The 12,157-nt window shown below is 64.9% G+C and carries 13 protein-coding genes; 4 read left to right on the top strand and 9 right to left on the bottom strand.

Annotation, left to right across the window (positions count from 1 at the left end):
- On the top strand, window positions 1-349 hold a 349-nt coding region (locus A8V01_RS24325; RefSeq protein WP_245892805.1), incomplete at its 5' end, for a GcrA family cell cycle regulator.
- Between the two features lie 13 nt (window positions 350-362).
- On the top strand, window positions 363-1,040 hold the full coding sequence (locus A8V01_RS24320) for a peptidylprolyl isomerase (RefSeq protein ID WP_103098848.1): 678 nt from the start codon (window positions 363-365) through the stop codon (window positions 1,038-1,040).
- Between the two features lie 15 nt (window positions 1,041-1,055).
- Here A8V01_RS24320 and A8V01_RS24315 read toward each other — a convergent pair whose 3' ends face one another.
- From A8V01_RS24315 to A8V01_RS24290, 6 genes are all read right to left on the bottom strand, one after another.
- Complete coding sequence (locus A8V01_RS24315) at window positions 1,056-1,817, bottom strand: SIMPL domain-containing protein (protein WP_103098847.1); 762 nt, start codon at window positions 1,815-1,817, stop codon at window positions 1,056-1,058.
- A 154-nt stretch (window positions 1,818-1,971) separates the two neighbouring features.
- Entirely contained in the window at window positions 1,972-4,266 is a 2,295-nt protein-coding gene (gene pnp, locus A8V01_RS24310) for a polyribonucleotide nucleotidyltransferase (RefSeq protein WP_103098846.1), read from the bottom strand.
- 216 nt (window positions 4,267-4,482) lie between these two features.
- On the bottom strand, window positions 4,483-4,752 hold the full coding sequence (gene rpsO, locus A8V01_RS24305; protein WP_103098845.1) for a 30S ribosomal protein S15: 270 nt from the start codon (window positions 4,750-4,752) through the stop codon (window positions 4,483-4,485).
- A 5-nt stretch (window positions 4,753-4,757) separates the two neighbouring features.
- Window positions 4,758-5,663, bottom strand: a complete 906-nt coding sequence (gene truB, locus A8V01_RS24300) for a tRNA pseudouridine(55) synthase TruB (protein WP_103098849.1) — start codon at window positions 5,661-5,663, stop codon at window positions 4,758-4,760.
- Window positions 5,663-6,169, bottom strand: coding sequence for a DUF2239 family protein (locus tag A8V01_RS24295; protein ID WP_103098844.1), 507 nt, complete (start codon window positions 6,167-6,169; stop codon window positions 5,663-5,665). Before A8V01_RS24295 ends, truB begins: the two co-directional genes overlap by 1 nt.
- A 96-nt stretch (window positions 6,170-6,265) precedes the next feature.
- Window positions 6,266-6,856: a thymidine kinase gene (locus tag A8V01_RS24290; RefSeq protein ID WP_103098843.1), complete on the bottom strand. Its 591-nt coding sequence runs from the start codon at window positions 6,854-6,856 to the stop codon at window positions 6,266-6,268.
- Window positions 6,857-7,014: 158 nt separating this feature from the next.
- Between A8V01_RS24290 and A8V01_RS24285 the strand changes: the two genes are divergently transcribed.
- Complete coding sequence (locus A8V01_RS24285) at window positions 7,015-8,598, top strand: DUF1963 domain-containing protein (RefSeq protein ID WP_103098842.1); 1,584 nt, start codon at window positions 7,015-7,017, stop codon at window positions 8,596-8,598.
- Here the strand turns inward: A8V01_RS24285 and rbfA are convergent.
- A complete protein-coding gene (gene rbfA, locus A8V01_RS24280; protein WP_103098841.1) occupies window positions 8,595-8,987 on the bottom strand; it encodes a 30S ribosome-binding factor RbfA in 393 nt (130 codons plus the stop codon). The two genes, A8V01_RS24285 and rbfA, sit on opposite strands and share 4 nt — an antisense overlap.
- Before the next feature lie 110 nt (window positions 8,988-9,097).
- Between rbfA and A8V01_RS24275 the strand changes: the two genes are divergently transcribed.
- Window positions 9,098-9,433 (top strand): RcnB family protein, encoded by a 336-nt coding sequence (locus A8V01_RS24275; protein WP_103098840.1) that lies wholly within the window; start codon window positions 9,098-9,100, stop codon window positions 9,431-9,433.
- Window positions 9,434-9,482: 49 nt separating this feature from the next.
- Here the strand turns inward: A8V01_RS24275 and A8V01_RS24270 are convergent, their stop codons facing one another.
- Both A8V01_RS24270 and infB read right to left on the bottom strand, forming a co-directional pair.
- Complete coding sequence (locus tag A8V01_RS24270) at window positions 9,483-10,019, bottom strand: DUF1697 domain-containing protein (protein WP_103098839.1); 537 nt, start codon at window positions 10,017-10,019, stop codon at window positions 9,483-9,485.
- Window positions 10,020-10,155: 136 nt separating this feature from the next.
- Window positions 10,156-12,157 (bottom strand): translation initiation factor IF-2 (gene infB, locus A8V01_RS24265; protein WP_245892804.1); only part of this gene is annotated, 2,002 nt, incomplete at its 5' end.

Below are 12,157 nucleotides of genomic sequence, written 5' to 3'. Positions count from 1 at the left end.
TGCGGCACCGCAGCCGCGCATCGTTTCGGTCGGCCCCGGCGGCTTCCTGCGCCAGGGCCCCGGCGATCAGCAGCAGCCGATCCCGCCCGCGCCGCCGCGCCGTCTCGTGCCCGCCAAGCCAAGCCCGGAAATCGCCGACAAGACCAGCCTGCTGGACCTCAGCGACCGTATCTGCCGCTGGCCGATGGGACACCCCGGCGAACCGGACTTCCACTTCTGCGGCGAAAAGGTGAACCCCGGTTTTCCTTACTGCGTCGAACACTGTGGCCGCGCCTATCAGGCCCAACTGCCGCGCGGTGCGCGTCGTGCGCCCCCGCCGCTGCCCTTCGGCGGCCCGCGAGTCCGCTGACTCCATGCCGGGGATGATCGTCCGCGCAGCACTCGCGCTTTTGGCGGTGCCGCTCACGTTTTCCCCGGCCATCGCCCAGGACGCCGCGCCGGCCGCACCGGCTGCGGCCCCTGAGGCCGTCCCCGCTCCTGTCCCCGCCGAATATGTCTATGTCGCGCTGACGGTGCCGCAGGGCGTCATCACCCTTGCGCTCGACAAGACCCACGCGCCGCTGACGACCGCGAACTTCCTGAAATACGTGGATGCGAAGAAGATGGACGGCGCCGTGTTCTACCGCGCCATGCATCTCGACCATGACCCGAATCAGGGGCTGCTGCAGGGCGGTGTGCGCAACGGCGCCAATCTGCTTCCCCCGGTGGCGCACGAACCCAACAGCAAGACCGGCATCAAGCATGTGACCGGCACCGTGTCGATGGCCCGCTTCGCGCCCGGTTCGGCACAGGCCGACTTTCTGATCCTGCTTTCCGACATGCCGTCGCTCGACGCCCAGCCCGGCAACGACGGCAAGGATCCGGGCGCCGGCTTTGCCGCGTTTGGCCACGTCGCTGCGGGCATGGACGTGGTCAAAGCGTTGTGGAACCTTCCCCGCTCTGCCACCAAGGGCGAAGGCGTAATGAAAGGCCAGATCCTTGAGACCGAGGTGAAGGTTATCAGCGCACGGCGCACCAAGGCACCGCCTGCGGGCGGCTGACGCGCCCCTCCCCCATCAGTTTCCGATCGAATAGGATACCATCAGGCGCACCGTCGTCTCGATTGGCCGCGGCGTCAGTTCGACCTGCACCGGCGGCGGGGGCGGAGGCGGTGCTGGGGGTGCCACGGCATGCGATCCCGCCGCCTGCACGATATCCGGCTCCATGGTGACTTCGCGATAGTCCGCATCCTGCACGCGCAAGACCGGGCCCAACCGCGTGCCCGAACCTTGTGCGATGAGCTTCGCCTTGGCTTGTGCGTTCGCCAGCGCGGCCTGCATCGCCTGGCTGCGGGCAGCGGCATCGTCACGCAGCCAGAAGCGTTGCACCGCCGCATCCAGCCCGCCCGAGCGGCCGATGAGGCTCACCAGAGTACCGGCATCCTTGGGCCGCGAGGTATCGACCGAAACCGGCATCGTCGCGATGTAGCCGATGATCGCGCAGGCTCCGGTGGACAGCCGCTGCTGGCCGTAGGGGCTGGCATCGCATTCCCTCGAACGCACTTGCGCCATCGAAAAACTGGATGACCGGAAGTCCACGGCTCCGGGCAGGAACCCCTTTATCGAAGCGCTCATGGCCGCCGCCTGATCGCGCAGTTTCGACGCGGCTTCGTCCGAGGTCGCCCCTTCTCCCCGCAGCGTGAAGTTGATTGTCGCCATGTCCGGCACGGTCTTTGCCGTACCGCTTGCCGAGACAAGTATCTGCGGCGCCTGCACCGTTTGCGCCGCCGCCGTGGAACCGGGCGTCGCCATCAGGATCGCCAGAGCCACTATCCGCATTACTTCCCCCACGGGCTACTCAGGATATGCCCGCCAGCTTATCGCCGGGGGCGCAACCGGCAAGCCGCTTTCGCCCTGCCTGCACCCACCCACGAAAAAGGGGCCGCGCTCTCGCGCAGCCCCTTCTCTGTTTCCTTGCGGATCGATCTGCCGATCAGTCTTCCTTGAGGAAAGCCGGCATGTGATCGGGGTTGCCGCCACCGTTGCCGCCATCGCGACGCGGGCCACGGGGACCGCGATCGCCACCGCGACCACCGCCGTCACGGCGCGGACCACGACGGTCACCGCCGCGATCGCCACCACGGTCGCCGCGCGGTTCACGCGGTTCGCGGGGCGGACGGGTATCTTCCAGCTCGGCGCCGGTTTCCTGATCAACGACGCGCATCGACAGGCGAACCTTGCCGCGCTGGTCGATTTCCAGCACCTTGACGTAGACTTCCTGGCCTTCCTTGACGACGTCGGTCGGCTTTTCCACGCGCTCGTTCTTCATTTCGGAGACGTGGACGAGGCCGTCCTTGCCACCCATGAAGTTCACGAAGGCACCGAAGTCGACGATGTTGACGACCTTGCCCTGATAGATCTTGCCGACTTCGGCTTCCTCGACGATGCCGAGGATCCACTTCTTGGCCGCTTCGATCTGGTTGATGTCCGAGGACGAGATCTTGATCACGCCTTCGTCGTCGATGTCCACCTTGGCGCCGGTTTCCGCGACGATTTCGCGGATGACCTTGCCGCCGGTGCCGATGACGTCACGGATCTTCGACTTGTCGATCTGGATCGTCTCGATGCGCGGAGCGTGCGCCGACAGTTCGGTGCGCGATGCGCCCAGAGCCTTGGTCATCTCGCCCAGGATGTGGGCGCGGCCGGCCTTGGCCTGTTCCAGCGCCTTGGCCATGATCTCGCGCGTGATGCCCGCGATCTTGATGTCCATCTGCATCGTGGTGATGCCGGCTTCGGTGCCCGCGACCTTGAAGTCCATGTCGCCGAGGTGATCTTCGTCACCCAGGATATCGGACAGGACGGCGAAGTCCTTGCCTTCGAGGATCAGGCCCATGGCGATGCCCGAGACCGGACGGGCCAGCGGCACGCCGGCGTCCATCATCGACAGTGAACCGCCGCATACGGTAGCCATCGAGGACGAACCGTTCGACTCAGTGATGTCCGAGAGAACGCGGATCGTGTAGGGGAAGTCTTCCTTCGAAGGCAGAACCGGGTGCAGCGCACGCCATGCCAGCTTGCCGTGGCCGACTTCGCGGCGGCCCGGCGCACCGAAGCGGCCGACTTCACCGACCGAGTAGGGCGGGAAGTTGTAGTGCAGCATGAACGACGAGTACGACAGACCTTCGAGGCCGTCGATCATCTGCTCGGCGTCCTTGGTGCCCAGCGTGGTGGTGCAGATCGCCTGCGTTTCACCGCGGGTGAACAGCGCCGAACCGTGGGTGCGCGGCAGGAAGCCGACCATTGATTCGATCGGGCGGACCTGCTCCAGCGTGCGGCCGTCGATGCGCTTGCCGTCCTTGAGGATGGCGGTGCGGACGATTTCCGCTTCCAGCTTCTTCATGGTCTTGATGGCGACCATCTGCGTCTGCGGGGTTTCGTCCGCGAACGCTTCCTTGGCCTTGGCGCGCGCCGCGTTGAGGGCGTTCGAGCGCTTCGACTTGTCGGTCAGCTTGTAGGCAGCGGTGACGTCCTTGCCGACGGCCTTCTTGAGCTTCGCCTTGATGTCGGCGGTGTTGTCCGACAGGTCGACTTCCCAGGGTTCCTTGGCGGCCTGTTCAGCCAGGTCGATGATGAGGTTCACGACCTTCTTGCACTCGTCATGCGCGAACACGACGGCGCCGAGCATTTCCTCTTCGGTCAGCTCCTTGGCTTCGGATTCCACCATCATCACGGCATCGCCGGTGGCAGCGACGACGAGGTCGAGGCGGCCGTCTTCCAGCGCAACCGACTGCTTCGGGTTCAGCGTGTATTCGCCGTCGACGAAGCCGACGCGCGCGGCGCCGATCGGGCCCATGAAGGGAACGCCCGAGATGGTCAGCGCAGCCGAAGCGGCAATCATCGCGACGATGTCGGCTTCGGTTTCGCCGTCAAAGCTCAGGACCTGGGCGATGACGTTGATTTCGTTGTAGAAACCTTCGGGGAACAGCGGGCGGACCGGACGGTCGATCAGGCGGCTGGTCAGCGTTTCCTTTTCGGTCGCGCCGCGCTCACGCTTGAAGAAGCCGCCGGGGATGCGGCCTGCCGAGGAGAACTTTTCCTGGTAGTGGACGGTCAGCGGGAAGAAGTCCTGGCCTTCCTTCACCGACTTGGCGGCGGTAACCGCGCAGAGCACCACGGTTTCACCGTAGGTTGCGAGGACGGCGCCGTCGGCCTGACGGGCGATGCGGCCGGTTTCGAGGGTGAGGGTCTTGCCGCCCCACTCCATGCTTACGGTCTTTACGTCGAACATTTTCGATTTCCTTGACCCGCGCGGCCCTATTGCCATGCGGGGCTTACTGCCGGGGATACCGTCCCGGTCCGGTGCGGGGCTTTTTCGTCGCCCCTGGGCTTCCTCGCCGGATTGCGCAGGATGCCCGGAATTTGCGTCGTGAATTTCGCAGACCCATTACCATAGCTTTGGGCCAGAAACAAAACGGCCCGCCGAAGCGGGCCGTCGTCTCGGTTCTTACTTGCGCAGACCGAGCTTCTGGATGAGGGCGTTGTAGCGCGCCACGTCCTTCTTCTTCAGATAGTCCAGCAGCGAGCGGCGCTTGTTGACCATGGCCAGCAGACCGCGACGCGAGTGGTTATCCTTGTGGTGAGCCTTGAAGTGCTCGGTCAGGTTCTTGATGCGCTCCGTAAGGATCGCAACCTGGACTTCCGGGCTGCCCGTGTCGCCAGCGACGCGTGCGTTGTCCGTGATGATGTCCTGCTTCTTTTCAGCGGTAACCGACATTTCATTTACTCCGCGACATCGGATAAGTTGAACCCCCGAACAACGCGGACCTCCTGGTCCGAAAGCTCCACCAGCGCGACGGGGACGGTGCCCAGCCTTGCCCAGTAAAGCCCGTCTTCATGGGGCATTCCGGTCAGAACGCGGCCCTGTCGGACCGCCCTTGCCTGCTCCGGGGTGAGGTCGATGGCCGGGATGTCGTCCAGCCCCGCCTCCAGCGGCAAGAGTATCTGTTCAAGAGGCGCGCCCTTACCGAATTCGTTCAATTTGTCCAGCGAAATCGCGTGAGACAGGTCGAACGGCCCAGCCTGAACCCGGCGCAGCATGGTCACGGTGCCGCAGCTTCCGCAGGCGTGCGCGATGTCGCGCGCCAGGCTGCGGATATAGGTGCCCTTGGACACTTTGGCGAGCAGCGTCGCACCGGCTTCGGCGTCGAAGTCCTGCAGCTGCAAGTCAAGGATCGTCACGCTGCGCACCTTCAACTGCACGTCGACGCCCGCGCGCGCCAGATCGTAAGCCCGTTCGCCATCGACCTTCAGCGCCGAGTAGGCGGGCGGGACCTGTTCGATCGGTCCGGTGAAGCGGGGCAGCACGGCTTCCACATCCGCGCGGGAAGGACGCACATCGCTGGTGGCGATCACCGCGCCCTCAAGGTCCAGCGTGTCGGTCTGCTCACCGAACCGGACGGTGAACTGGTACGTCTTGGTGGCATCGAGCATCCGCCCTGCCAGCTTCGTCGCCTCTCCCAATGCAATGGGCAGGACGCCGGTGGCCAGCGGATCGAGCGTGCCCCCGTGCCCCACCTTCACCTTCTTGCCATAGCCGGCTTCGCGCAAATTGCGCTTCACCGCCGCCACGCCCTGCGTAGAACCAAGCCCCAGCGGCTTGTCGAGAATGATCCAGCCGTGCGCCATCACGCCGCATCCTTCGGCCATGCCAGCATCCGCGCATGATCGGCGACTGCGGTCGGCCAAAGCACGCAAAAGGCATCGAAGTTCTCCCGATCCCCGGCGTAGAGCGCGCGGATCGCCTCTTCATAGCCGGGCCGGTCGCCCGCCATGACGGTCAGGAAGCGACAGGCCGCATCAAGGCATTCGCGCTCGCTGCGCCCTGCCCGCATCGCCGCCTCCACCAGCTTGCGCAAGGTGACCGAAGCGCCGCCCGGCTGCGCCGCCAGCCATTCCCAATGGCGCGGCAACAGCGTGATCTCCCGCGCTTCCACCCCCAGCGAGGGGCGCCCGCGCGGACGCGGCGCGGCCGGCTCTGCAAGGTCAAGGTCCACCTGGCGTCCGGTATCGTCATCGAAGGCCAGCAGATCGCTGCTGCGGGCAAGCGGGCCAAGATCGCGAATGGCCCCGACGAAATCCGCCGGAGCGCCGCGCGCGATAACCTCGTCCTTGTAGAATACGGTAACGGCCATGGGCACTTCCTTTCGAGGACAGCGCCTACATTGACCCGGATTAAATTGTCAATATACCCGGATTAAAATATCCGCCACAGGTTACCGCCCCCAAGGTTACCGCCCCAGTGCCTCGCTGAAATGGCGGCGACAAAGCGCCACGTAGCGATCGTTGCCGCCGATCTCGGTCTGCGCACCTTCGCTGACCGCCCTGCCCGTATCGTCCACCCGCAGGTTCATCGAAGCCTTGCGCCCGCAGTGGCAGACCGCCTTCAGTTCGACCAGCGTGTCCGATATGCCCAGCAGGATGGCCGCACCGGGGAACAGATCTCCGCGAAAATCGGTGCGAAGACCATAGCACAGCACTGGAATGTCGGCCTTGTCGGCGATATCGGCGCACTGCCACGCCTGTTCACGGGTAAGGAACTGCGCTTCGTCCACCAGCACGCAGGAAACCGGCTCCACCGCATGAGCAGCGCGCACGCGCTCCAGCAGGTCGGTCTGCGGCCCGAACCGATGCGCCGAGGCATGCAGACCGATGCGGCTTTCGATCGCGTGATCCGTCCCCATCCCGGCGCTGCGGTCATCGATCGCGGCGGTCCACAGCATCGTCTTCATACCCCTTTCGCGGTAGTTGAAGTCCGCCTGCAGCAGCGTCGTCGATTTGCCCGCGTTCATGCTGGCATAGTAGAAATAGAGCTTGGCCATCGGTTGCTGGGGATAACACTGCCCTGAATGCGGCGCACGGCCTTTCCCGGTCTTCTCCCCGGCTCAATTGCCCTTAACAATCAGCGCCGCAGACCCAGGGGAGAGCCGGATGAGGGGCAGATGCTTGAAGGAACGGGGCGCATGAAGAACCGGGGCGCATGAAGAGACTGTTTGCCGCGCTGGCCGCCTTTGCGCTGCCCGCATTGCTCGCCGCATGGCTGGCGCTTGCGCCGCTGGGCGGGCAATATGCCTCGCTCGACCCGTTTGCCGAACACGTCATCGCCATGCAGGGACGCAACGCGGCCGTCTTCGCGCTGCTGATGGCGGGCATCGGCCTTGCCGTGCTGGCGGCGCTCGCCGTGCGCGGCAAACCGGCAGCGCGCCTGACCTATCAGCCGCAAGTCGCCCCGCAGGAATTCGGCCGCCGCCGCAAGCGCACGGCCGCCCCGCCGCCCGATGAAGAATCACAAGACGCCGCAGACGATGCCCTCCCCTTCGAGGAACCGCCTGCCGAAAGCGCTCCTACCGAACCGGAAGCCCTGCCCCTTCCCCCGCAGCCAACCGTCGCCTCGGCCCCCGTCGTACTTGTCCGCAAGCAGCGGGAACGTCGGCGGGACTGGTTCGGGGATACCAGCTGGCTGGGCGGCCTGCCGCGCCTTGGCGAAAGCGCATGGCCGCGTGACGAAGCGGGCACGCCGCTGCCCTTCGCAGCCCAGATCGACCTTGCCGAGCTTGCCGCCGCACGCCCCGACATGCCGCTGCCGCGCAGCGGATCGCTGGCGTTCTTCCTTGGCACCGGAGCGGTCATCGCCGTGCCCGAAGGCGTTCACGATTTCACCGAACCGCCCGCAGATCTCCCTCCCGCCTACGATGAGGGCGGCCGGACCTTCCCCTTGCGCCAGACACGTTTGACGCGCTGGTTCTTCCCGTTCTGGCCGATCACTCCGGTGGCGTTCGATCCATCCCTGCCGCAAACCGACGCCGCGCTGACCGTCCGGTTCGGCACGGCCCTGCGCGACCACCCCTTCTATGCCGCAGGCGTCGGCGCGCCGGTGGAAGCCTTGTGGTGGTACGGCGTCATTCACCTGACCGATCGCCTGCACGAAGCCCTTGACGATGCGCCGCGCCTCTTGGCCCGCCGCCGCGAGGAAATGACGCGGCAGAACGCGGAAATCGCCCGCCTGCGGACCGATGCCGCAGCAATCCCCTATGCGCTGGAAGACGCACAGGAAATCGCCGAACAGATCGAGGGCGAATACGCGCAAGTGCAGGAACAGTGCGCTGCGCTGCCTGAAATGGTCGCCGCGCTGGATCAGTTCGTGGCGGGACGCGAACCGCTCAAGCGCCTGAGCGCGGACGAGCTTGCGATCGTCGGCGACATCCTTGCCGAAATTCACGAGACTTATGGTGAAGTCGTGCAGGGTTACCTGCCCGGCACGGTGGCGGAACTGGCCACAATTTCGGTGCGCGCCATGATATCCGGCCCGGCGGAAACGCTGGCAGCCGTGCCTGACGCAGTGCTTTCACGCATCAACCGCGAATACCGCCTTGCTCCCGTGCACCAGCACCGCATGCTCGACGCCGCAGACGACGGGCATGAGATGCTGCTGCTCCAGCTTGGCTATGACGACATGATGGAATGGGCCTGGGACGAAACCGGGACCTGGCGCTTTCGTATCAGCGCACAGGCCCTGTTCGCCGCAGACTGGCAGGCCGCCAGCCTGAGCTTTGAAACCGATTAATCCTCAAGATCGCGCTTGACGCGCGGGTCGTTGAGCAGGGCATCGATGCGGCTCGCCTCGTCGAAGCTTTCGTCGGGGTGAAAGCGAATCTTCGCCGCGAACTTGAGCTTCAGACGCTGGGCGACCTCGCGCTGGAAAAACGCGGTGTTCGTGCGCAGGGCCTTGAGCACCGCTTCCTCGTCTTCGCCCAGCAGGGATTTGACGAAGACGGTGGCCTGACGAAGATCAGGCGTCATGCGCACTTCGGTTACCGAAACCGTATGCGCGCTCAGCGTCTCGTCGTGGACCTGCTGCCTTGCGAGGATTTCTGAAATGACGTGGCGCACCTGCTCGCCCACTTTAAGCAGGCGGACGGAGTGCTGTTCGGGAGTTGTCTGGTGTTTTGCCATCTTGCTGCGTCCATGTGGGTCGGGCGCGACAATTTGCAACAATCCGTTACGCCTCCTGGCCCGACTTTTGGCGTTATCGCGGATAGAACGTGCCGTCAAAGGAGTAGCACATGAAGAAGTTCACCACCGCCCTGCTCAGCGCCGCCCTGCTGGTCCCCAGCCTTGCCGCAGTGCCGGCGATGGCCCAGCCTGCCCGCCACGACGATCACCGTCAGGTCCAGAAGAAGACCGTTGTCACGCAGAAGACCACATACAAGACCTTCCGCAAGGGCGAGAAGTTCGACAGCCGCCATGCGCGCAACTATCAGGTCGTCGACTATCGCAAGTACCGCAACGTGAAGGCTCCGCCCAAGGGCTACCGCTACGTCCGTTCGGGCAATGACATGCTGCTCGTGGGCATCACCAGCGGCATCGTCGCGTCGGTGATCTCCGGCCAGTTCCGCTAAGTCCTGATACCGCAATGAAAGAGCGGGCCGTTCGCGCGGCCCGCTTTTTTCATGCCATCTTCGCGGCGATCCGCGCCAGCGAGCGCACGTTGCGCGCCGTGCCGCGGCAACCGAGCCTGCGTTCAATGAAGGCATTGCTCAGCCGCGACTGGCCCACCCCGTCGACATAATCGATGTAGAGGCACCGCGGCCCGATCGCGATCTTTTCCGGCCCGCGATCCGCATGGTCGGCCACAAGCTTGTCGAACCGCGCCTGCTCGGCATCCCGTTCGAGAAACAGGGTATGGACATTGTGATCCAGCCCGACACCGGTGAACGGGTTGTCTTCCACCGCCGCGCGCACTTGTGCCGCATTGCGAACCGCCGCGAAGGTGTCCATGTCGAACCGGTCTAGCATCATGTGCGCGAACAGTTCCTCAAGCCCGTCGGTCGGTCGCTCATCGAAGTCGAACAGGACGTTGCCGCTGGCCACCACCGTCTCGACATTCTCGAACTCCTCGCGCTCGAAAGCATAACGAAGGTCGGCCATCGTCAGGCGATTGCCGCCCACGTTGATCGAGGCGAAGAAGGCGCAGTAACGGGTCATCCTGGAAATTCCGAAGTTTGCAGACGGACCGCGCCTACCATGATCGTCCGGCGTGATTAAGGCCCTGATACGAAAACGGCCACCGCCGGGTTTCCCCGACGGTGGCCGCCAATTAGCGTTGATATTGGCTGGAGCGTCAGCCCACCGTGCGTTCGCGGTGGCTGATCTCGAAGACTTCGAGGTGGTCGCCCGGCTTGATGTCGTTGGTGTCGGCCAGAACCACACCACATTCGAGCCCTGCACGCACTTCGTCCACGTCGTCCTTGAAGCGGCGCAGCGACGCGATGGTCGTGGCCGAAACGATGACGTCGTTGCGGGTGAGACGCGCCGCCAGACCCTTGCGGATGTAGCCTTCGAGCACCAGCAGACCTGCGGCCTTGTCGCGCTTGCCGGCAGGGAAGACCTGCTTGACCTCGGCGCGGCCGACGACCGTTTCGATGCGTTCCGGTCCCCAGATGCCAGCCATCTGCTTCGCGACCTCTGCGGTCAGTTCGTAGATGACGTCATAATACATCATCGGCGTCTTGGTGCGCTCGACCAGTTCGCGGGCCTTGGCGTTGGGACGCACGTTGAAGCCCACGATCGGAGCACCCGAAGCGGCGGCCAGCGTCACGTCGGTTTCGGTGATCGCGCCAACGCCCGAGTTCAGGATACGAACCTTGATCTCGTCGTTCGAGAGGGCGTGGAGCGCGGCGTTGATCGCCTCGACCGAACCCTGCACGTCTGCCTTGATGACCACCGGATACTCGATGACCTTCTGCTTGTCGGCCAGCGCAGAGAACATCGTGTCGAGGCTGGCGGGTGCCATCGCGGTACGCTTGGCGGTTGCCTGTTCCTGACGATACGACGAAACCTCGCGCGCGCGGCTTTCGCTCTCGACCACGGTGAGCATGTCACCGGCCATCGGCACGCCGCCGATACCCAGGACTTCCACCGGCATCGCGGGCGGAGCCACCTTCACCTGGCGGCCCTTGTCGTCGAGCATGGCGCGCACGCGGCCGCTCTCGGTGCCGACGACGAGGATGTCACCGACCTTGAGCGTACCACGGTTGACCAGCACCGTCGCGAGCGGACCCTTGCCCTTGTCGAGCTTGGCTTCGATCACGGTGGCTTCGGCCATGCGATCCGGGTTGGCCTTCAGCTCCATCAGTTCGGCCTGCAGCAGGATCTTCTCGATCAGGTCATCCAGACCCTTGCCGGTCTTGGCCGAGACTTCTACGTCCTGCACGTCACCCGACATTTCCTCGACCACGATCGAGTGTTCGAGCAGGCGCTCGCGCACCTTCTGCGGGTTGGCTTCCGGCTTGTCGCACTTGTTGATCGCAACGATCATCGGCACGCCGGCGGCCTTGGTGTGATTGATGGCTTCGACCGTCTGCGGCATGATGCCGTCATCGGCCGCGACCACCAGCACCACGATGTCGGTGACGTTGGCGCCGCGCATGCGCATCTGCGTGAAGGCCGCGTGGCCCGGCGTGTCCAGGAACGTGACGAAGTCGCCGCCCTTGGTCTTGATCTGGTAGGCGCCCATGTGCTGGGTGATGCCGCCCGCTTCGCCGCGAACGACGTCGGTGCCGCGCAGCGCGTCGAGCAGCGAGGTCTTGCCGTGGTCGACGTGGCCCATGATCGTGACCACCGGCGGACGGGCCTTCAGAGTATCCTCGGGATCGACGTCGGTGGTGTGATCGATGTCGATGTCGCTTTCCGACACGCGCTGGACGTTGTGGCCGAATTCCTCGACCAGCAGTTCCGCCGTATCCTGGTCGATCGTCTGGTTGACGGTGACCATCATGCCCATCTTGAACATCGACTTGACGAGGTCCGCAGCCTTTTCGGCCATGCGGTTGGCCAGTTCGGCGACCGTGATCGCTTCCGGCACGATGACGTCGCGAACCTGCTTTTCACGCGGCTGCGAACGGCCGCTGTAGCTGGAGCGACGCTCCTTCTCACGCGCACGCTTGAGCGCGGCGAGCGAACGGGCGCGGGCGCCCTCGTCGTCGTTCAACGCGCGGGTGACGGTCAGCTTGCCGGCCTGGCGGCGATCGCCGCCCTTGGCGTTGCGATCGTTCTGCGAGCCCGCAGCCGGGCGGGCCGGCGTGGCCGGGCCCTTCTTGGCGCCAAGCGGAGCGCGCGCGGCA

Origin of the sequence: Novosphingobium guangzhouense (assembly GCF_002896965.1) — a bacterium.
GTDB lineage: Bacteria > Pseudomonadota > Alphaproteobacteria > Sphingomonadales > Sphingomonadaceae > Novosphingobium > Novosphingobium guangzhouense.
This window is presented reverse-complemented; position numbering and strand designations above follow the sequence as displayed.

Excerpts from the sequence above, each read along its gene's own strand:
- A8V01_RS24285 (WP_103098842.1), top strand. The coding sequence starts at position 7,015 with ATGAAGAGACTGTTTGCCGCGCTGGCCGCCTTTGCGCTGCCCGCATTG.
- truB (WP_103098849.1), bottom strand. The coding sequence starts at position 5,663 with ATGGCGCACGGCTGGATCATTCTCGACAAGCCGCTGGGGCTTGGTTCT.
- rpsO (WP_103098845.1), bottom strand. The coding sequence starts at position 4,752 with ATGTCGGTTACCGCTGAAAAGAAGCAGGACATCATCACGGACAACGCA.
- A8V01_RS24290 (WP_103098843.1), bottom strand. The coding sequence starts at position 6,856 with ATGGCCAAGCTCTATTTCTACTATGCCAGCATGAACGCGGGCAAATCG.
- A8V01_RS24315 (WP_103098847.1), bottom strand. The coding sequence starts at position 1,817 with ATGCGGATAGTGGCTCTGGCGATCCTGATGGCGACGCCCGGTTCCACG.
- pnp (WP_103098846.1), bottom strand. The coding sequence starts at position 4,266 with ATGTTCGACGTAAAGACCGTAAGCATGGAGTGGGGCGGCAAGACCCTC.
- A8V01_RS24295 (WP_103098844.1), bottom strand. The coding sequence starts at position 6,169 with ATGGCCGTTACCGTATTCTACAAGGACGAGGTTATCGCGCGCGGCGCT.
- rbfA (WP_103098841.1), bottom strand. The coding sequence starts at position 8,987 with ATGGCAAAACACCAGACAACTCCCGAACAGCACTCCGTCCGCCTGCTT.
- A8V01_RS24275 (WP_103098840.1), top strand. The coding sequence starts at position 9,098 with ATGAAGAAGTTCACCACCGCCCTGCTCAGCGCCGCCCTGCTGGTCCCC.
- A8V01_RS24270 (WP_103098839.1), bottom strand. The coding sequence starts at position 10,019 with ATGACCCGTTACTGCGCCTTCTTCGCCTCGATCAACGTGGGCGGCAAT.
- A8V01_RS24320 (WP_103098848.1), top strand. The coding sequence starts at position 363 with ATGATCGTCCGCGCAGCACTCGCGCTTTTGGCGGTGCCGCTCACGTTT.